The following is an 18,223-nucleotide window of genomic DNA, read 5'->3' on the forward strand; positions in this document are numbered from 1 at the left end:
CGCGCCTCCCGGCCGGCTCGTTCGATGGCAAGCCGTCAATACCGGAATTCCGTGAGGGCTGTTGTCAGCTGTCGGCGCCATCCTCCTCCGCTGCGAGAAAGCGTGGGGGAGATTAACATGGCTGGCGCCGGCGACCTTATGAGCGGTGAAACGCTGCGGTCATCGATCGGGACGGGAGCGGCGATCGCGCACCACGGCGAACTCATCCAGGGCGTCTTCAAAGATGATGGCGGGCGCCTTCATCGCGGGCTCGTCACGCTGCCGATCGCCGGTTTGAGGTCCGAGGCCACCTTTGCCAGGAGCGACGATGATGCCGTCATTATCCACCCCGATCATAAGATCAAGGCGTCGGCAGCCGCGCGGCTCACGCTCGATTTCTTGAATGTGACCGGCGGTGGCGTGCTGACGCTGCAAAGCTCGATCCCCGTGGGGCACGGGTACGGCTCATCGACCGCGGACGTCGTCGCTTCCATTCGCGCTGTTGCCGCGGCCCTCAAGGTCCAGTTGCGGCCCTCGACCATCGGGCGTCTCGCCGTTGCCGCCGAGCGCGCCAGCGATGCGATCGCATTCGATGAGCACGCCGTGCTGTTCGCGCAACGCGAGGGCACCGTGATCGAGAATTTCGGCGGCTCGCTGCCGCCGCTGCTACTGGTCGGGTTCAAGGCGAATGGCGGTGTCCCGGTCGACACATTGCAGCTGCCGCCGGCGCGCTACGACAGTGCCGAAATCCAGGAATTCGGTGTGCTTCGGGCGCTGGTGGCGCGGGCGGTTTACCTTCAGGATCCGAATCTTCTCGGACGCGCTGCCTCGGCCAGTGCCTTGATCAGTCAACGGCACTTGCCGAAACAGGGTTTCGACGAGATCGCTGAAATCGCCAGGCGGGCCGGGGCGTGTGGCGTCCAAGTCGCCCATAGCGGGTCGTTATTTGGTCTGATCTTCGATCTTTTCGCATCAAATCTGAAGCGACGGGCAGCTTTGGTCGCACAACAGATAAGACGGGCCGGCTTCAAGGAAGTCGAGGTCCATCCGGTCAATGCGGAGGGCTGGGCATGGTGACCCTCGCAATTGACTATTTCAGGGATCTCGAGACCCCACGCCTGGCTCGCCTGGCGCCAAATTTGGTGGCGGCGGCTTTTCCGCTGATGAAGCTCATGCCGGCCCGCTACATTCTGGATCGGGCAGCGTCGAATGGCGAACTGAAGGCAGCCTCCCACATTGTCGAGACGACGTCCGGCACGTTCGGCATGGCGGTGGCGCTGCTCGCGGCGGCGCGCGGCTATCGCCTTACCCTCGTCACCGCTTCGACGCTTATCGACGCCAAATACAAAGCCCGACTGGAGCGCATCGGCGCCACGGTCATCTCGCTTGACGATCCGCGCGGTGACGGCAATCAGCCTGGCCGGCTTGAGCGCCTGCAGGAAATCCTGGCCACGGAGCCGGACGGCTTCTGGACCCGCCAATATGACAGCCCGGGGAACTGGCTTGCCTATGCGCGGCTGGCTGAACTTTTCATCCGGGCGTTGGGAAAGGTTGATTGTCTGGTCGGTTGCATAGGGACTGGCGGTTCGTTATGCGGCACGGCCTCCTTTCTGCGAACTGTCTTTCCCCACCTGACGGTGTTTGCCGTCGATACCCATTGCAGCATTCTGTTCGGGCAGCCCGTCGGCAAACGCATGCTGCGGGGCCTGGGCAACAGCGTTCTGCCGAAAAACGTCAGGCATGAGCTTGTCGACGAGATCCATTGGGTCGGCGCCTATCCGGCGTATATGAGCGCGCACCGTTTACTGCGCGAGCACGGTATCTTCATGGGGCCGACCAGCGGCGCCGCCGCATTGGTGGCGCGATGGGTCGCAAAGACCCTGCCAGACGCACAGGTCGCGGTCATCATGCCTGACGAAGGCCATCGCCATGCCGAGACTGTCTACAATGACGACTGGCTTGCAACCCTGCCTGGCTGGCCCTGCAAGGAACCGCCTGAGCCGAGGACGCTGACGACAATCGCACCGGCCGCAGAGACGCAATGGACGCGCTTTCTCTGGCTACGGCGCAGTCTCGACGATGTGCTCAAAACGCAGACAGCAAGTGCGGTGCCGTCGGCTATTGGTGCGGTGGAGAATCTATGAGACGAGATCCAGCCCGCTTTTATCGAGCCAGCCCCAGGCGTCTTGCGTCGTCTGGAAGATCCGATCGTGTTCGTTCGATCCAGTAGACCGATCGAGGTCCTTGAGACCGCTGGCGGTCACGACGGCCACGACGCGGTCTGTGGCTGCGATGATCCCTTGATCCTTCAACGCCGATATTGCGATCAGCGGCGTGACCGATGCCAGTTCGGCAAAGATTCCTTCGTCCCGCGCAAGGCGTTCCTGCATCGCGATCAGGCCGTGATTGTCGACTGGGACGGCGTGCCCGCCGGATTCGCGCAGAGCCTTCAAAGCCTGAAAGGTGCTGCGCGGCGTGCCGATCGATACGGCAAGGCTGTCAAAGAACATCTTGCGTTCGCTCAAGGCATCGGCGCCCCTGGCAAGCGCATCCGCCAACGACCCGTGCACCTCCGCGGCGACGAGGCGGGGCAGCTGCGTGATCGTCCCTTGCGCATACAACTCGCAAAAGCCCGCCCACACGCCGGACAACGCATCGCCATAGCAGACCGGCAGGACACACCAGTCCGGCGCCGTGCCATCCGATTGCTCGACGATCTCGTAGGCGATCGTCTTGTAGCCCTCGATGCCGAGTGGATGGCTGCCGACGACCGGACCGTGATAGGGCGAGGCGATGAACCAGTCATAGCGGGCAGCCGCCTGTTCCAGCAGAGACCATCGGTCCATTTTGTTGACCAAGGGCAGCACCGTCGCGCCATATTTTCGGATCTGCGCGAGCATCGCGCCGGCAGACCCAGCGAAAGTAGTGACAACGCACTTCAGTCCGGCTCTGGAAGCGTAGGCCGCCAGCGAAGCGCCGGCGTTGCCAGAAGACGCGGTCGCGACGATCTTAGCGCCACGGGCGCGCGCCACGCTGACCGCGACGGTCGAGAAGCGGTCCTTATGCGACCAGGTCGGGTTTCGGCCTTCGTCCTTGATTGCGAGGTTGGGCACGCCGAGAACCGCGCCGATGCGCGGCGCCGCGAGCAGGGGCGTCAACCCCTCGCCAAGGCTCACTGCATCCGCGGCTGTGCAAGGCAGCATATGCGCAAAACGCCATAACGAGCGCGAGGGGGTGGCGCCCTCCAAGGGATGAGGGGGAGGATCCGTATAAACCGGCCGAAGATTTGCGGGTGCGATCTGGTGACACCGCGCGCACCCTTTGGAGTCGATGGTGATATCGGCGGGGTAGGAGGCACCGCACCGAATGCAGACGAATTCCAGGACCCGGCTTTCTTCTGTTCCGGGTCGGCTGATCTCGCCTGAGGAATGCACGGATATGTCGTGCGCGAGGTCGCGAAACGGCCGGCTCGGCATGGCTATTCCTGTGTCAGGAAACGATGAATTCGCTGGTTGTTTCAAACAGCCCACGGCACCGCTGTCAATGCGGAATGTGCACTATAGTGTGTCGCACCATAGTGCGCGTCGTAGCATCCGTTGTTTGATGAAACTTCGCGGCGTTTTTGGTTTGAACGTGCAGCGGCTACGCAGAGAAAGAAGACTGTCTCAGGAGCAGTTGTCTTTCGTTTCGGGCCGCACGCGAGCCTATATCAGCAGCGTCGAGGCCGGTCGGCGCAACGCCACGCTGGATACAGTCGAGATCCTGGCGAAGGCCCTGGATGTCGAACCGCAAGAGTTGATCACGGCCGTCCCATCGAATCGGCGAGCAACCCGCGGGACGAAGCAGACGACGCCAAAGTCAGCGGAATGAAGCGCGGTCTGTTCAGCCAACATTGATACGGCATTCAGGTTCTTTATCTTTGCGCCAGCTAATTGACTCCTGAAGTGTACATTCGGCGCAAGTCCCATTGAATATATCGCATCTGTGACCGTAAGTTCCTGGCTGGGATGGGGCCTGACTCTTGTCGAGGTCTGCCGATGGAGATCGATAGTCTTGTCGGGTTGTTTGCAGCGATCTCAAAGATCGATGCCGCGTGCTCGGTGGATGGTATCCTCCAAGAGTTCCGCTCTGCCATCGAGCGTTACGGCCTGCGTTATTTTCTGATCACCGGCCTGCCCGTGCCCCACGACACCGACTGGAAGCGAGAGATCCTGGTCGATGCTTGGCCGCCCGAATGGCATCTTCGCTACATGTCAGAGGATTACTTTTCGCATGATCCCTGCGTCGCGCAGTGCCGGCATTCGCCGAAGCCATTCCTGTGGGACGAACTTCCGCCGGCAAAGCTTTTTGCGCGCGCAAAGCTGGTGATGGATGAAGCGGCGGAGTTCGGAATGGGCCAAGGTCTGTGCGTTCCCGTCCACGTGCCGCTGGCAGGTCCCGGAGTCGTCACGGCAGCGGGCGATCGGATTGAAATAGCGCCGGGCGTCGTGCCATTCATCGAGACGCTTTGCGTGCATGTGTTTCGACGCCTGTCGGGGCTGGAAGAATCCGGCCAGGCCGTTGAGGCCGCACCCTTGACGCCGCGCGAGCGCGAACTCCTGGAGTGGAGCGCCGAAGGCAAATCGAACGAAGACATCGCCTGCATCCTGGGCGTCACAAGGAACACGGTTGAAAGCCATCAGCGCAACATTCGAGGCAAGCTCGATGCGGCCAATGTCTCGCATGCCATCGTCAAAGCTCTGCGACGACAGGAAATCCAGATTTAGCAATACCTGAATACCATCATACGGGCGCGAAGCGTGTTTTCCTACGACCTCCACTTTTGGAGGCGACATGGTCCGTATTCATCTGGTCACCTGGGAAAACAGGAAGCAGTATAGAAAAGTCCTGGAGCGCTATTTTCGAATCCGGTACGACGTTTACGTCAAGCATAGACGCTGGCGCGCCGTCGCCCGCCCCATCAACATCGAGATCGACGCCTTCGACAACGAATATGCGCTTTATGTTCTGGCGCTCGATTCCAACGGCAAGATCGTCGGCGGCTCGCGTCTTGTTCCGACGCTCCAGCCGCATCTCATGAGCGAGGTCTTCCCGGTTCTCGCCGGCGGCACGCCTCCGCGAGCGGCTGATATTTTCGAATGGACGCGTTTTTTTGTCGTCCCATCGCTTCGCACGCACGGAGCGTCGTCGCCGATCGCCGGCTTTGTTCTGTGCGGCCTGCTCGAAACGGCGCAAAGTCTGGGGATTCGACAAATCAGCGTGGTGTGCGAAACATTCTGGCCGAAACGCCTGCGTGCGCTTGGCTGGACGCTTTACGAACTCGGCAATGCGCTCGAACATCCGGACGGGGACATCATCGCGCTGCTGATCGATGTCACGCCCGAGGCCATTGAGCAGACGCGCCGCGCTTATGGCATCACCGGCGTCATACTGGCGGATAAAATCTAGGTTGATTGCCACCGGCAGCTGAAGGTTCGCCCGCCAGGGGATATTGTCATCGCGCCCATTTGCGCGGTAGTCAGCCCTATGGTGCACCGAATTCGGTTGATGGACTCATGACGCCGCTGGTCCTGATCTCTTCGAAGGACCCGGACTTCTTTCTGGTTTTCGGGCACATCCTTTCAGTTGCCGGCTTCGAAACCCGCCTGATCACGGCGGATAAGGAGATTGCGCGCGCCATCAAGGCCGAAACGCCGCTTGCCGTTATCCTGGACTGTCATCCGGGCGACCGCGCAATCGCCAAGCAATGCCTGTCGCTGAAGTCGTCCGAAGCGACAAGAGCAACGCCTCTGGCAGGTTTGGTCGCGCCTCGTTCCGGCAAACTGCACCTGGATCTCATCAAGGCGGGCGTGGACGAGATATTTTCGCGGCCCTTTGCGCCCGAGCAGCTTCTGACGTGGCTGCACGGCAAGGCAGGTGTCGCGCAGCTCGCGCGCGAAACCAAGACAGGCGATCTGGTGCAAGGCGATTTCCGGTTGGACCGACAGACCTACCGGACATTCTTCAGGCAAAAAGAAATCACTATGCCGCCGATCGAATTCAAGCTTTTGCGCAGCCTTCTGGCGCAACCTGGCAAGGTCCTCAGCCGGGAGGAACTGGTCGCGACCGCATGGCCTGAACACGCCGCCGCAACCGATATACGGGGTGTCGACGTTCATATTGCCAGGTTGCGCAAAAGGCTTCGGGCATCTGTGGGAAGCGATGTGATCCGGACCGTCCGCTCTGCTGGTTACGCATTCGCGCCGGACTGGTAGTCTGCGCGGCGATTCCGGAACCCGATCCAATTGTCATGTTGCCGATGGCGCCGCGGTTGCGTGCCCGACATTCACACATATCAGCTCTCAATGGCTCAGGATGGTGTCGAGGAACAGCCTGGCGCGCGGATGTGCGGCTCTATCGAAGAAATCAGTGGAAGACGTGTGCTCGACGATGCGGCCCTGATCCATGAAAACGATCTCATCGGCGACTTCGCGTGCAAAGCCCATTTCATGCGTCACGCAGACCATGGTCACGCCGGTTTTCGCGAGCGCGATCATCACGTCGAGCACTTCCTTGATCATTTCCGGGTCGAGCGCCGAGGTAGGTTCATCGAAAAGCATGATGCGGGGATCAAGACAGAGAGCGCGCGCGATCGCCGCCCGCTGTTGTTGGCCGCCCGACAGCTCAGCCGGATAGGCCCGCGCCTTTTCGGGAATGTGCACCGCCGTCAGATGCCGCATGGCGATCTCTTCGGCCTCGTGCGCCGATTTCAACAGCACCCGGCGCAGCGCCAGCGTGCAGTTTGCAAGCACGGTTAGGTGAGGGAAGAGGTTGAAGCTTTGAAACACCATGCCCGTCAGCCGGCGTGCCATCGCGGCATCGCGATCGCTTCTTCCCAGACTGCTCCCTTCAACCTCTATCGTCCCCTTTTGGAAACGCTCGAGGCCGTTGATGCAGCGAATCAATGTCGACTTGCCGGACCCGGAGGGTCCGCAGACGACGACACGCGCACCCGGCCGTAAGGTCAGATCGATGTTTTTCAAAACGTGCAGGGCGCCGAACCACTTGTTGAGAGCGTCGATCCGCACGAGCGGGACGGATTGAAGCGTCGAGGTCGCAGGCGCGCGCCGGTCGAGCATTAGCGGCGGCCGCTCGCAAGCAGGAGCTTCTCCATGCGCTTCACCCCATAAGAAACGATCAGCGCCAGGGCGAGAAAGAGAACGCCGGCAACGGTCAGCGGCTCCGCGTAGCGATAGGTCTCGGAAGCGATGTCGAAGGCGCGCCCGAGCATTTCCGGTACGGCCAGGATCGCGAGATAAGGCGTCGCCTTAAGGATCGAAACCACATAGTTGCCCAGGGGCGCGGCGATGTTGCGCAGCATTTGGGGTGCAATGACGAAGATGACCGTGTCGCGGCGGGTGAGCGACAGGGCTCTGGCTGCTTCCTGCTGGCCCTTCGGAATAGCGTCGATGCCCGCCTTGAACACCTCCGCCAGATAGCCGCTGTAATACAGGCTTAGCCCCACTATACCCACCGTCATGGCGCCAAGCCGGATCCCGTAGACGGGCATGACGAAATAGAGGAAATAGAGCCAGGCCAGGACCGGCGTCGAGCGGATGAAGTCGATCAGGAAGCGCACGGCGAGACCAGGCGCACCGCCCCCGCGGCGGATCATTTCGAAAGTGAAGCCAAGCGCCGATGCGCCGAGGCAACTCAAGACCGTTGCAAGCAGGGTAGCCCCGATCGCACCGATTATGATCGGGATGGTCGAGAGCGCGAAGCCGAAGTCAAATCCCATGAGGCGCTCCTCTTTCGGGATTGACCCGCGCCTCGAGCCAGCGGCCGGCGAGCGCGATCGGATAACAGACGACGAAGAAGGCCAGCAGCAACGCCGAATAGATCGCGACCGGGTCGTATTCGGTCTGCGAGATTTCCTTGGCGCGGAAGGTCATGTCCGTCAGCGTGACCAAGGAGACAAGGGAAGTCGCTTTGACCAGCTGAATAAGGTTGTTGACGAATGTGGGACTCATGGCGACCAACGCCTGGGGCAGCTCGATCAGAAGCAGGATCGCCGGGCGCGAGAGGCCGAGCGCCATACCAGCCTCGCGCTGGCCGGCAGGAAGAGATTGGAGCCCGGCCCGCACCGCTTGGCTGGCATAACCGCCGCTATTGAGGCCGAGCACCAATGCACTGACGGTCATCGCCGACAGAGTGACCCCCATGACCGGCAGAACGTAGTAGAAGACGAAGAGCAGGACGACGACCGCCGAACTGCGCCAGAATTCGATTACTGCCGTGACCAGAAAGCGCGTCAAGCCGGTGGTCAGAAACTGTGCGACGCCGAAAACAAGCGCGAAGGGCACTGCGAAGACCAAGCCATAGGCGGTGACCGCTGCCGTTATGCGCAGCCCTTGCAGGATCCCAAGCCAGATGTCGAGCATGCTCATCAAGCGTCGCCGCCCCTTGCCGGCAAGGGGCGCGGCGTGGCGGCTGGCGGGGCGCTTCGAGCATATTTGGAAACGCCTGTTTGGCACCGCGAAACCGAGCCCTCGCGACCGAACCGCATGACAATCCTCCGCGCCGTGGAAAGGGCGATCGCCGCCACTGCCAGGCAATTTCATAAACCCGGTGGGACTCATGTGTCAATAAACATGTACATAATATTGCGAAAGTCTACATTCTGCCGGAGTTGGAGCGCCGCGATCTCCCGCCATGGAGGTTCCTAAACTCGGCGCCGCCGTTCGCCGGTCTTTGTTCGCTGCGCTACGACGGCGGTCGAAAGCTGTTGAATCGGGGCGCTCCAGGCCTCTCTTGCTTATCCCGACCGGGAACTGCTCGACGAGTTCCCGGGCAAACGGGGACGACAGGATGGCCATCTTGCACAACGATACCGAAGGACGCGCGCGCAGCTCGCGTATGCTTCGCACCGCGCTCGGGCCGGCCATCGCCCGATTCCTGGACGACCCCGCAATCGTCGAGGTCATGCTGAACCCGGATGGCCGGATCTGGGTCGATCGGCTTTCAGGAGGTTTGGACGATACGGGCGAAATGCTCGCGCCTGCCGCGGGCGAGCGGATCGTGCGCCTGGTCGCCCACCATGTCGGCGCCGAGGTCCATTCCCGTTCCCCGCGCGTATCGGCCGAATTGCCGCAAACCGGCGAGCGTTTCGAAGGCCTGCTGCCACCCGTGGTCGCCGCGCCGGCCTTCTCGATCCGCAAGCCCGCGGTCGCCGTCTTCACACTCGATGACTATGTCGCGGCAGGCATCATGACTTCTCGCCACGCCGCTGTGTTGCGCGCCGCAGTTGCCGGCCGCGCAAACATCCTCGTTGCCGGCGGAACGTCGACCGGCAAGACGACCCTGACCAACGCGCTGCTCGCCGAAGTGGCGAAAGGGACGGACCGGGTCGTCATCATCGAGGACACCCGCGAACTGCAATGCGCTGCCCCCAACCTCGTCGCGATGCGCACCAAGGATGGCGTCGCCACGCTTTCCGACCTGGTTCGTTCCTCGCTGCGCCTGCGGCCCGATCGCATTCCGATCGGCGAGGTGCGCGGCGCCGAAGCTCTGGACCTCTTGAAGGCATGGGGCACCGGGCATCCCGGCGGCATCGGCACCCTTCATGCCGGCTCAGGCATTGGCGCTCTGCGCCGACTTGAACAGCTGATCCAGGAGGCCGTCGTCACTGTGCCGCGTGTGCTGATCGCCGACACGATCGGCCTTGTCGCCGTGCTCGCCGGACGCGGCGCCGCGCGGCGGCTGATCGAACTGGTCAGGGTCGAGGGTCTGGGCCCCGGTGGCGACTATCGCATTGTTGAAGCCATACCGAACAACACAGGAGCAATTTCATGATCCGCCTGCTTTCGCGCTGCCAAGCCAGCCTGGCCGTGCCCAGCGCCGCCTTTACGTTCAATCTCATGCTCGCGCCGGTCGCGTTCGCGTCGGGCTCCTCGATGCCGTGGGAACAGCCGCTCGAGAAGATCCTTCAGTCGGTCGAGGGACCGGTGTCCAAGATCATCGCCGTCATCATCATCATCGTCACCGGCCTGACGCTGGCCTTCGGCGACAGTTCGGGTGGCTTCAGGCGGCTGATCCAGATCGTTTTCGGCCTTTCGATCGCCTTCGCGGCGTCGAGCTTTTTCCTTTCGTTCTTCTCGTTCGGCGGCGGAGCATTGATCTGATGACAACCGCCTTCGAACAGCTCGACGCAGTGCCGGGGTGGACGGTGCCCGTGCATCGGGCGCTGACCGAGCAGATCCTGCTCGGGGGCGCGCCGCGTGCAATCGCGATCCTGAATGGCACGCTGGCGGGCGCTGTCGGGCTTGGGCTGCGGCTCTGGCTGGCCGGTCTTGTCATATGGGCAATCGGTCATCTTACGGCGGTGTGGGCTGCCAGGCGCGATCCGCTTTTTTTCGAAGTCGGCCGCCGGCACCTGCGGCTGCCCGGACATCTGTCGGTTTGAGGGCGCTGGCATGATGAGCCTTGCCGAATACCGCCGGACTGCTGCTCGCCTTGCCGACTTTCTGCCTTGGGTGGCACTCGTCGCCCCCGGGGTCGTGCTCAACAAGGACGGCAGCTTTCAGCGCACCGCGCGGTTTCGCGGACCCGATCTCGACTCGGCCGTAGCGGCGGAACTTGTCGCGGTGGCATCGCGCATCAACAATGCGTTTCGTCGCCTCGGCTCGGGCTGGAGCATTTTCGTCGAAGCGCAGCGGCACGAAGCGGCGTCGTACCCCAAAAGCCAGTTTCCTAATGCGGCCTCCGGCCTGCTCGATGCCGAGCGCAAAGCCGACTTCGACGAGGAGGGGGTTCATTTCGTATCGAACTACTTTCTCACATTCCTGTTCCTGCCGCCGCCCGAAGACGCCACGCGCGCCGAAGGCTGGCTTTATGAGGGTCGCGACCGGTCGCGCGCGGGTCCGGGCGAGATCGTCCGCGCCTTTGTCGACAGGACTGAGCGTGTGCTCTCCCTGCTCGACGGGTTCATGCCTGAATGCCACTGGCTCGATGACGGCCAAACCCTGACCTACCTGCATTCGACCATCTCCACCAAGCATCATTCGGTGCGCGTCCCCGAGACCCCGATCTATCTCGATGCGCTGCTGGCCGACGAGCCGCTCGCCGGCGGGCTCGAGCCGCGGCTTGGCGACAAGCATCTTCGCGTGCTCACCATCGTCGGCTTCCCGACCGCCACGACACCTGGCCTGCTTGATGACCTCAATAGGCTGGCCTTCCCGTATCGCTGGTCGACCCGCGCGATCCTGCTCGACAAGGTCGACGCTGTCCGCCTTTTGACCAGGATACGGCGGCAATGGTTCGCCAAGCGCAAGAGCATCGCCTCGATCCTGAAGGAGGTGATGACCAACGAAGCATCAGCCCTCCTCGACACCGATGCCGCCAACAAGGCGGCCGACGCCGACACAGCGTTGCAGGAGCTCGGGGCCGACACGGCAGGCATGGCCTATGTCACCGCGACCGTCGCCATATGGGATTCCGATTCGCGTGTGGCCGACGAGAAACTGCGGCTCGTCGAGAAAGTCATCCAGGGCCGCGACTTCACGGCGATTGTCGAGACCGTCAACGCCGTCGATGCCTGGCTCGGCTCGTTGCCCGGACACGCCTATGCCAATGTCCGCCAGCCGCCTATCTCGACGCTCAATCTCGCCCACATGATCCCCCTTTCTGCCGTGTGGGCGGGGCCGGAACGGGACGAGCATCTGGTCAGTCCTCCCTTGCTTTACGGCAAGACCGAAGGCTCGACCCCGTTCCGGTTGGTTCTTCATGTCGGCGATGTCGGTCACACGCTGGTCGTCGGCCCGACCGGCGCCGGCAAGTCGGTGCTGCTGGCCTTGATGGCGCTGCAATTCTGCCGCTACCGCAACGCTCAGATCTTCGCTTTCGACTTCGGCGGCTCGATCCGCGCGGCGACGCTCGCCATGGGCGGCGACTGGCACGATCTTGGGGGTCATCTCACCGAAGGCATGGACGCTTCCGTTTCGCTGCAGCCGCTCGCCCGCGTTCACGACACGTACGAGCGCGCCTGGGCGGCCGACTGGATCGTCGCGATCCTGACGCGCGAGGGCATCCAGATCACGCCGGAGGCAAAGGAGCACATCTGGGCGGCGCTGACCTCGCTCGCCTCGGCCCCGGTCGAGGAACGCACCATCACCGGGCTCACCGTGCTTCTGCAGGCCAACGACCTGAAACAGGCGCTTCGTCCTTACTGTGTTGGTGGCCCGAACGGTCGGCTGCTCGACGCAGAGGCCGAACACCTCGGACAGGCATCGGTGCAGGCGTTCGAAATCGAAGGTCTGGTGGGCACGCCGGCCGCGCCGGCCGTCCTGTCCTATCTGTTTCATCGGATCGGCGACCGGCTCGACGGTCGTCCGACCCTGCTCATCATCGACGAAGGCTGGCTTGCCCTCGACGACGACGCGTTCGCCGGGCAGTTGCGCGAATGGCTGAAGACGCTCCGCAAAAAGAATGCCAGCGTCGTCTTCGCCACCCAGTCGCTATCCGACATCGACAATTCGGCTATCGCACCGGCGATCATCGAAAGCTGTCCAACCCGGCTGCTGCTGCCCAATGAACGCGCGATCGAGCCGCAAATTACCGCCATCTATCGCCGCTTCGGCCTGAACGACCGCCAGATCGAAATCCTGGCGCGAGCCACACCCAAGCGCGATTATTACTGCCAGTCCCGTCGCGGCAACCGTCTTTTCGAGCTCGGCCTGTCCGAGGTCGGGCTTGCGCTTTGCGCCGCGTCCTCGAAGAGCGATCAGGCCCTGATCGGCAGCATCATCGCCGAGCACGGCCGCGACGGCTTCCTGTCGGCCTGGCTGCGTGCCCGCGACGTCGGCTGGGCCGCCGACCTCATTCCCAACCTCACCGTTCCCGAACCCGAAAAGGATCCCCAACCATGACTGTTCGTCAAAGCCGCCGGCGCGTCCTCCTCCTGGTCGCGGCGACGCTCGCAGCGCCGATCGCGATCTCGCCGATGATGACTGCGCCAGCGCATGCTTCATCGTATTTGATCCATCGAACTATTCCCAGAATGTCCTGACGGCTGCGCGCTCGCTGCAGCAGATCACGAACCAGATCACCTCGCTTCAGAACCAGGCCCAGATGCTGATCAACCAGGCGCGCAACCTGGCGAGCCTGCCTTTGTCCTCGCTGCGGCAATTGCAACAGTCGGTGCAGCGCACGCAACAGCTTCTCGGGCAAGCACAGAACATCGCCTTCGACGTCCAGCAGGTCGACAAGGCGTTTCAGCAGCAATACAGCAGCGTCCCACTCACCGCTTCCGACGAGCAACTCGTCACGGACGCGCGCTCGCGCTGGCAAAACACGGTGGGCGGTCTCCAGGACGCAATGCGCGTCCAGGCCGGCGTCGTCGGAAACATCGACACGGGCCGCGCGCAGATGTCGGCATTGGTCGGCGCCAGCCAATCGGCGGCCGGTGCGCTGCAGGCGACGCAAGCTGGCAACCAGTTGCTTGCGCTTCAGGGCCAGCAGCTTGCGGATCTGACCGCCCTGGTGGCCGCCAATGGTCGCGCCCAGGCTCTGACCGAGGCCGAACGTGCCGCGGCGGTCGACCAGGGCCGCGAGCAACGCCGCCGCTTCCTGGCGCCTGGCCCGGGCTACCAGGCAGGCGCGGTCCAGATGTTCAACCGCTGAGGTCGATCGCCATGGACGGCAAAATCCTCGCTCGCGTCGTAGCCGTCGGATTCGTCGGCCTCGCGATGACGGCGACGGCGCTCGAGATGAGCCGCAAGGAAGACAAGCCTGTGGGGGAGGGACCGCACACACCGGCGGCCTCTGTGCCGAATCCGCTTCGCGATGGCCTGCGTCGCTGCCAGGCCCTCGGCGAGGCTGCCCTGCGTGACGATGGATGCGCGCGGCTGTGGGCCGAACAGCGTGATCGCTTCCTCGGTCTCGAAAAGCCGTCGGGGCGTTCGATAAGCGAGCCCGCCGCTTCGCGGTCGCCGAATGCTGGCCAGCACGAGGCGCGATAGACATGGGCAATACCGGCGTCATCGACCAATTCCTGGCCACCTTCACCCGATACATCGACAGCGGCTTCGGCCTGCTTGGCGGCGAGGTCGCCTTCGTCGCCAGCACGCTGATTGTTATCGACGTGACGCTTGCCGCGCTCTTCTGGAGCTGGGGCGCCGATGACGACATCCTCGCGCGGCTCGTCAAGAAGACGCTCTTCGTCGGTGTCTTTGCCTACCTGATTTCGAACTGGAACGGTCTCGCTCGGATCGTCTTCGAGAGTTTCTCCGGCCTTGGTCTCAAGGCGAGTGGAACCGGCTTTTCGGCACAGGACCTGCTGCACCCGGGCAAGGTCGCGCAAACCGGCCTCGACGCCGGACGGCCGTTGCTTGAGGCGATCTCCGGTTTGATGGGCTACATCTCCTTCTTTGAAAATTTCATCCAGATCGCCTGCCTGCTCTTTGCCTGGGCGCTCGTCTTGCTCGCCTTCTTCATCCTGGCGGTGCAGCTGTTTGTGACGCTGATCGAGTTCAAGCTGGCGGCGCTGGCCGGCTTCGTGCTGATCCCCTTCGGCCTCTTCGGCAAGACGGCCTTCATGGCCGAACGCGTGCTCGGCAATGTCATCTCGTCCGGCATCAAGGTTCTGGTGCTTGCCGTGGTCATCGGCATCGGCTCCACGCTCTTCGGCGAATTCACCCAAGGTTTCGCTGGCGAGAATCCCACCATCGACCAGGCTATGGCGATCGTGCTGGCGGCGCTGTCGCTGCTTGGCCTCGGCATCTTCGGTCCCGGCATCGCCAACGGCCTCATAGCGGGTGGACCGCAGCTCGGCGCCGGTGCGGCCGTGGGGACTGGCCTTGCCGCGGGCGGCATCGCAGTTGCAGGCCACGGAGCCGCAAGCCTTGCGGCGCGAGGCGCGACAGCCGGATTCACGGGAGCGGCGTCAACCGCGCGTCGCGCGACATCACTCGCTGGCGGCGGTTCGGCCGCCTATATGCTTGCCGCCGCCGGCCAGCCTGGCCTGGCAGGCATCGCCTCCGGCCTGGGCGGCGTTGTGCGCGCCGGCGCTTCGGCGGCAGCCTCCCCACTCAAGCGCGCCGCCGCAAATACCGCTCGATCGCTCAACTCGAACTTCGCGTCTGGCGCCCGTTCGGCCGCTGAAATCACCGGCGGTTCGTCGACCATGGGAACGATTGGCGGCGCCGCTGCGCCAACGGCGGTGGAAGCGTCCAGCGCGGGCAAGCCATCCAGCGCTCAAGGACAGCCCGAATGGGCCAGACGCCTGCATCGCTCCCAGCGCCTCGCCCACGGCGCCCAGACCGCCGCCCACGCGGTGCGCGCCGGCGACAGCCAAGGCGGCGGAGCTTCGATTTCTCTTTCTGAAGGCGAATGACGAAATGAACATCTTTAGGCGCCCCGCCGTCCACTACGGCAAGAGCCCTCGACCGGAAACCCCGTATCAGAAGGCGCAGCAGATCTGGGATGAACGCATCGGCTCCGCACGCGTGCAGGCACGTAATTGGCGCGCCATGGCGTTCGGGTCGCTCATCCTGTCGGCGGGGCTCGCCACTTCACTGGTCTGGCAGTCGGGCCGCGGCACGGTCGTGCCCTGGGTCGTGCAGGTCGACAAGCTCGGCCAGGCTCAAGCGATCGAGCCCGCAACCGCCGACAATAAGCCGACCGATCCGCAGATCGCGTGGCATCTCGCCCGCTTTATCGAGCAGGTACGCTCCATCCCCGCCGACCCGATCATCCTGCGCCAGGACTGGCTGCGCGCCTATGATTGGACCACCGACCAGGGTGCGGCGGCGCTCAACGACTATGCCCGCGCAGCGGATCCTTTCGCCAAGGTCGGCAAGCAGCAGGTCGCGGTGGACATTTCTTCGGTCATCAGAGCCTCGCCGGGATCCTTTCGTGTCGCCTGGATCGAGCACCACTACGAAAACGGTCAGCTTTCAGACACCGAGCGCTGGACCGCGATCCTGACGATCGTGACGCAGATACCAAGCGACGCCGAACGGCTTCGCGCCAATCCGTTAGGCATTTACGTCAACGCCATCAACTGGTCGCGGGAGATGAGCCAATGAGCCCGACATCGCCTCTTGTTGCCGGCGCGACCTTCTCGAGATATCTGCTGTCGGCCATGCTGGCCTCGGGGACGGCGCTGCTTGCGGGTTGCGCCACGCCTGCGAAGAAGCCGCCGAAGATCAGCTACGATACCTATGTTCCGCCCTTGCCGCCGGCTCCGGCCGCCTCGAGCAACCAAAGGCCGAAACCTCTTCGCGTGCCACCCGGCTGGGCGCCCACACGGGGCGGCGCCATCGGGCAAACGCCGGCCGCCCGTGTCGAGAACGCAAACGCCGCGGCGCGCGTGGAACCGCGCCGTGACGGCTACTACAACGCGATTCAGATCTACCCATGGAGCGAAGGAGCGCTCTATCAGGTCTACGCCTCACCTGGCCAGATAACGGACATCGCGCTTGAGCCGGGCGAGAGCCTGACCGGAGACGGTCCGATCGCGGCTGGTGATACCGCGCGCTGGATCATCGGCGACACCGAAAGCGGGTCCGGCACTGCCCGACGCGTCCACGTGCTGGTGAAACCCGCGCGGGCAGACATCACAACGAACCTTATCATTGCCACGGACCGGCGCAGCTATATGCTTGAGCTACGCTCAGGCGCGAAGCCCTACATGCCTGCCGTTGCGTGGTCCTATCCGGCTCCGAACGCGAGCGTCCTGCAGACGATCGCCACAACGCCGGTCATACCGGACGTTACGGTGCGAAACTATCGCTACGGCATCACCGGCGACAGCCCGCCCTGGAAGCCGGTGAACGCCTACGACGATGGGCGCAAGGTATATATCGAGTTTCCGCGCGGCATCGTGCAAGGCGAGATGCCGCCGATTTTCGTCATCGGCCCGGACGGCGAAGCCGAAATCACCAACAGCCGCGTCTATCAGAATGTCCTCATCGTCGATCGCCTTTTTGGCGCGGCCGAACTGCGTCTTGGCGCCCGCAAACGGCAGCAGACGGTCAGGATCGAGCGCGTCGATAGAAGAACCGATGGGTTGTGGCGGGGCCCAAGTGTCAGCGCCGCGTCGAAGCTGCCGATCGCAACGCACAGGAGAGCGCTGCAGCCATGAACGAGACGAATATGGCCGTCGAATCCTTGCGGATTCGCGCCGACCCGCCGCGTGTGACGCGCCTGTCGCGCAAGATGCTCGCAGGCATCGGCTTCGTCGTCGCGCTCGGTGTCGGCGGCGCGCTGATTTACGCTCTGCAGGACGCCAACACATTCAGGCAGGGCGAGGAGCTCTACCCCACCTCCAATCGGCCGCCCGCCGACGGACTGGCAAGGCTGCCGCGCGACTATGCCGGCCCGATCCTTGGGCCGCCGCTGCCTGGCGATCTCGGAAGGCCGATCCTCGATGCTCAGAACAAGCGGCAGGTCGTCGAGCCGCCCTCAATCGCAAGCCCGGCGATTGACGAAGCCGAGCAGCGCCGGCGGGCCGAAGAGGAAGCGGCCAGAACCTCGCGCGTCTTCTTCCAGACAAATCCCAGGACCGCCGGAGCGTCTGCCCCTGCTGCTGACGACCTTACCAATCAGAACGCTGCGCCAAATGCGCAGGATCGCCAGCTTTCCTTCCTGTCCGCCGCCGCTGACCGGCGGACCGAGGCCGCGGATCACATCACGCCTCCCGCGTCACCCTATGTGCTTCAAGCCGGTGCCGTAATCCCGGCCGCGCTCATCACGGGCATCCCGTCGGACCTTCCCGGGCAGATCAGCGCTCAGGTGACCGAAAATGTCTATGACAGCCCCACCGGCCGTTCGGTGCTTGTCCCGCAAGGCACTCGTATCATCGGGCAGTACGACAGCGGAATTGGTTCCGGGCAGCGCCGCGTGCTGCTTGTCTGGAACAGGCTGATCTTTCCCGACGGACGCTCCATCGTGCTGGAGCGGCAGCCTGGCGCGGACGCTCAGGGCTATGCCGGCCTGGAGGATGCCGTCGACTTTCACTGGGGCGAGTTGTTCAAGGCCGCGGCGTTGTCGACCATTCTGAGCGTTGGCGCGCAGGCCGGTTCTTCCGATCAAGACAGCGATATCGTGCGTGCTCTGCGAAGCGGCGCTTCCGATAGCGTCAGCCAGGTAGGCCAACAGGTCGTTCAGCGGCAACTCGCTATCGCCCCGACGCTCACGATCCGGCCGGGGTTTCCCGTTCGCGTCCTCGTCACCCGCGATCTTGCCCTTGAACCATACGGAGGTTGAC

The 18,223-nt window shown here is 63.4% G+C and carries 19 protein-coding genes and 1 pseudogene; 16 read left to right on the plus strand and 4 right to left on the minus strand.

Annotation, left to right across the window (positions count from 1 at the left end; genetic code table 11):
• The first annotated feature begins 117 nt into the window (after positions 1 to 117).
• Both LB565_RS08930 and LB565_RS08935 read left to right on the plus strand, forming a co-directional pair.
• Complete coding sequence (locus LB565_RS08930; RefSeq protein WP_224582922.1) at positions 118 to 1,056, plus strand: kinase; 939 nt, start codon at positions 118 to 120, stop codon at positions 1,054 to 1,056.
• Positions 1,050 to 2,123, plus strand: a complete 1,074-nt coding sequence (locus LB565_RS08935) for a PLP-dependent cysteine synthase family protein (protein WP_224582924.1) — start codon at positions 1,050 to 1,052, stop codon at positions 2,121 to 2,123. Before LB565_RS08930 ends, LB565_RS08935 begins: the two co-directional genes overlap by 7 nt.
• Here the strand turns inward: LB565_RS08935 and LB565_RS08940 are convergent.
• Positions 2,118 to 3,455 carry a threonine synthase gene (locus LB565_RS08940; protein WP_224582926.1) on the minus strand — a complete coding sequence of 446 codons (1,338 nt, stop codon included), beginning with the start codon at positions 3,453 to 3,455 and terminating at the stop codon, positions 2,118 to 2,120. The two genes, LB565_RS08935 and LB565_RS08940, sit on opposite strands and share 6 nt — an antisense overlap.
• A 127-nt stretch (positions 3,456 to 3,582) precedes the next feature.
• Here LB565_RS08940 and LB565_RS08945 point away from each other — a divergent pair, with 127 nt between their 5' ends.
• From LB565_RS08945 to LB565_RS08960, 4 genes are all read left to right on the plus strand, one after another.
• Complete coding sequence (locus tag LB565_RS08945) at positions 3,583 to 3,849, plus strand: helix-turn-helix domain-containing protein (protein ID WP_224582929.1); 267 nt, start codon at positions 3,583 to 3,585, stop codon at positions 3,847 to 3,849.
• A gap of 167 nt (positions 3,850 to 4,016) precedes the next feature.
• Positions 4,017 to 4,745 (plus strand): LuxR family transcriptional regulator, encoded by a 729-nt coding sequence (locus LB565_RS08950; protein WP_224582931.1) that lies wholly within the window; start codon positions 4,017 to 4,019, stop codon positions 4,743 to 4,745.
• Positions 4,746 to 4,812: 67 nt separating this feature from the next.
• Positions 4,813 to 5,427 (plus strand): acyl-homoserine-lactone synthase, encoded by a 615-nt coding sequence (locus tag LB565_RS08955; RefSeq protein ID WP_224582933.1) that lies wholly within the window; start codon positions 4,813 to 4,815, stop codon positions 5,425 to 5,427.
• Positions 5,428 to 5,534: 107 nt separating this feature from the next.
• Positions 5,535 to 6,233 carry a winged-helix domain-containing protein gene (locus LB565_RS08960; protein WP_224582936.1) on the plus strand — a complete coding sequence of 233 codons (699 nt, stop codon included), beginning with the start codon at positions 5,535 to 5,537 and terminating at the stop codon, positions 6,231 to 6,233.
• Positions 6,234 to 6,320: 87 nt separating this feature from the next.
• On the opposite strand, the gene LB565_RS08965 is transcribed toward LB565_RS08960, so the two are convergent.
• From LB565_RS08965 to LB565_RS08975, 3 genes are read right to left on the minus strand one after another with little or no spacing between them, the layout of a single operon-like run.
• Complete coding sequence (locus LB565_RS08965) at positions 6,321 to 7,097, minus strand: amino acid ABC transporter ATP-binding protein (RefSeq protein ID WP_224582938.1); 777 nt, start codon at positions 7,095 to 7,097, stop codon at positions 6,321 to 6,323.
• The gene (locus LB565_RS08970) at positions 7,097 to 7,756 is read right to left on the minus strand and encodes an amino acid ABC transporter permease (protein WP_224582940.1); all 660 of its coding nucleotides are present in this window, start codon (positions 7,754 to 7,756) and stop codon (positions 7,097 to 7,099) included. Before LB565_RS08970 ends, LB565_RS08965 begins: the two co-directional genes overlap by 1 nt.
• Positions 7,746 to 8,405: an amino acid ABC transporter permease gene (locus tag LB565_RS08975; protein WP_224582942.1), complete on the minus strand. Its 660-nt coding sequence runs from the start codon at positions 8,403 to 8,405 to the stop codon at positions 7,746 to 7,748. Before LB565_RS08975 ends, LB565_RS08970 begins: the two co-directional genes overlap by 11 nt.
• A gap of 421 nt (positions 8,406 to 8,826) precedes the next feature.
• On the opposite strand from LB565_RS08975, the gene trbB reads away from it, so the two are divergent.
• The 10 genes and pseudogenes from trbB to LB565_RS09025 all read left to right on the plus strand — a co-directional run bounded on the left by trbB (position 8,827) and on the right by LB565_RS09025 (position 18,222).
• Positions 8,827 to 9,810, plus strand: coding sequence for a P-type conjugative transfer ATPase TrbB (trbB, locus tag LB565_RS08980; RefSeq protein ID WP_224582944.1), 984 nt, complete (start codon positions 8,827 to 8,829; stop codon positions 9,808 to 9,810).
• Complete coding sequence (locus tag LB565_RS08985) at positions 9,807 to 10,139, plus strand: TrbC/VirB2 family protein (protein WP_224582956.1); 333 nt, start codon at positions 9,807 to 9,809, stop codon at positions 10,137 to 10,139. The genes trbB and LB565_RS08985 overlap by 4 nt, the downstream gene beginning before the upstream one ends.
• On the plus strand, positions 10,139 to 10,420 hold the full coding sequence (locus LB565_RS08990) for a VirB3 family type IV secretion system protein (protein WP_224582959.1): 282 nt from the start codon (positions 10,139 to 10,141) through the stop codon (positions 10,418 to 10,420). Before LB565_RS08985 ends, LB565_RS08990 begins: the two co-directional genes overlap by 1 nt.
• Before the next feature lie 10 nt (positions 10,421 to 10,430).
• Positions 10,431 to 12,881, plus strand: a complete 2,451-nt coding sequence (gene trbE, locus LB565_RS08995) for a conjugal transfer protein TrbE (protein WP_224582961.1) — start codon at positions 10,431 to 10,433, stop codon at positions 12,879 to 12,881.
• Positions 12,878 to 13,635, plus strand: a pseudogene (gene trbJ, locus LB565_RS09000) (P-type conjugative transfer protein TrbJ). The gene trbE and the pseudogene trbJ overlap by 4 nt, the downstream one beginning before the upstream one ends.
• Positions 13,636 to 13,646: 11 nt before the next feature.
• Positions 13,647 to 13,973 carry a putative entry exclusion protein TrbK-alt gene (gene trbK-alt, locus LB565_RS09005; RefSeq protein WP_224582963.1) on the plus strand — a complete coding sequence of 109 codons (327 nt, stop codon included), beginning with the start codon at positions 13,647 to 13,649 and terminating at the stop codon, positions 13,971 to 13,973.
• Between the two features lie 2 nt (positions 13,974 to 13,975).
• A complete protein-coding gene (trbL, locus tag LB565_RS09010) occupies positions 13,976 to 15,346 on the plus strand; it encodes a P-type conjugative transfer protein TrbL (protein WP_224582965.1) in 1,371 nt (456 codons plus the stop codon).
• A gap of 4 nt (positions 15,347 to 15,350) precedes the next feature.
• Complete coding sequence (trbF, locus tag LB565_RS09015; RefSeq protein WP_224582967.1) at positions 15,351 to 16,040, plus strand: conjugal transfer protein TrbF; 690 nt, start codon at positions 15,351 to 15,353, stop codon at positions 16,038 to 16,040.
• Positions 16,037 to 17,098 carry a P-type conjugative transfer protein TrbG gene (gene trbG, locus LB565_RS09020; RefSeq protein WP_224582977.1) on the plus strand — a complete coding sequence of 354 codons (1,062 nt, stop codon included), beginning with the start codon at positions 16,037 to 16,039 and terminating at the stop codon, positions 17,096 to 17,098. Before trbF ends, trbG begins: the two co-directional genes overlap by 4 nt.
• Entirely contained in the window at positions 17,095 to 18,222 is a 1,128-nt protein-coding gene (locus tag LB565_RS09025) for a TrbI/VirB10 family protein (protein WP_224582979.1), read from the plus strand. Before trbG ends, LB565_RS09025 begins: the two co-directional genes overlap by 4 nt.
• The last annotated feature ends 1 nt before the right edge of the window (position 18,223 follow it).

It is taken from the genome of Mesorhizobium sp. CA14 (genome assembly GCF_020165195.1).
In the GTDB taxonomy this organism is placed as follows: Bacteria; Pseudomonadota; Alphaproteobacteria; order Rhizobiales; family Rhizobiaceae; genus Mesorhizobium.

Bases quoted from the DNA above. Each gene is read 5' to 3' on its own strand.
- LB565_RS08955 (WP_224582933.1), top strand. From the start codon at position 4,813: ATGGTCCGTATTCATCTGGTCACCTGGGAAAACAGGAAGCAGTATAGA.
- LB565_RS08940 (WP_224582926.1), bottom strand. From the start codon at position 3,455: ATGCCGAGCCGGCCGTTTCGCGACCTCGCGCACGACATATCCGTGCAT.
- LB565_RS08930 (WP_224582922.1), top strand. From the start codon at position 118: ATGGCTGGCGCCGGCGACCTTATGAGCGGTGAAACGCTGCGGTCATCG.
- LB565_RS08935 (WP_224582924.1), top strand. From the start codon at position 1,050: ATGGTGACCCTCGCAATTGACTATTTCAGGGATCTCGAGACCCCACGC.
- LB565_RS08985 (WP_224582956.1), top strand. From the start codon at position 9,807: ATGATCCGCCTGCTTTCGCGCTGCCAAGCCAGCCTGGCCGTGCCCAGC.
- trbE (WP_224582961.1), top strand. From the start codon at position 10,431: ATGATGAGCCTTGCCGAATACCGCCGGACTGCTGCTCGCCTTGCCGAC.
- trbB (WP_224582944.1), top strand. From the start codon at position 8,827: ATGGCCATCTTGCACAACGATACCGAAGGACGCGCGCGCAGCTCGCGT.
- trbG (WP_224582977.1), top strand. From the start codon at position 16,037: ATGAGCCCGACATCGCCTCTTGTTGCCGGCGCGACCTTCTCGAGATAT.
- LB565_RS08975 (WP_224582942.1), bottom strand. From the start codon at position 8,405: ATGAGCATGCTCGACATCTGGCTTGGGATCCTGCAAGGGCTGCGCATA.
- LB565_RS08965 (WP_224582938.1), bottom strand. From the start codon at position 7,097: ATGCTCGACCGGCGCGCGCCTGCGACCTCGACGCTTCAATCCGTCCCG.
- LB565_RS08960 (WP_224582936.1), top strand. From the start codon at position 5,535: ATGACGCCGCTGGTCCTGATCTCTTCGAAGGACCCGGACTTCTTTCTG.
- LB565_RS08950 (WP_224582931.1), top strand. From the start codon at position 4,017: ATGGAGATCGATAGTCTTGTCGGGTTGTTTGCAGCGATCTCAAAGATC.
- LB565_RS08970 (WP_224582940.1), bottom strand. From the start codon at position 7,756: ATGGGATTTGACTTCGGCTTCGCGCTCTCGACCATCCCGATCATAATC.
- trbL (WP_224582965.1), top strand. From the start codon at position 13,976: ATGGGCAATACCGGCGTCATCGACCAATTCCTGGCCACCTTCACCCGA.
- LB565_RS09025 (WP_224582979.1), top strand. From the start codon at position 17,095: ATGAACGAGACGAATATGGCCGTCGAATCCTTGCGGATTCGCGCCGAC.
- trbK-alt (WP_224582963.1), top strand. From the start codon at position 13,647: ATGGACGGCAAAATCCTCGCTCGCGTCGTAGCCGTCGGATTCGTCGGC.
- LB565_RS08945 (WP_224582929.1), top strand. From the start codon at position 3,583: ATGAAACTTCGCGGCGTTTTTGGTTTGAACGTGCAGCGGCTACGCAGA.
- LB565_RS08990 (WP_224582959.1), top strand. From the start codon at position 10,139: ATGACAACCGCCTTCGAACAGCTCGACGCAGTGCCGGGGTGGACGGTG.
- trbF (WP_224582967.1), top strand. From the start codon at position 15,351: ATGAACATCTTTAGGCGCCCCGCCGTCCACTACGGCAAGAGCCCTCGA.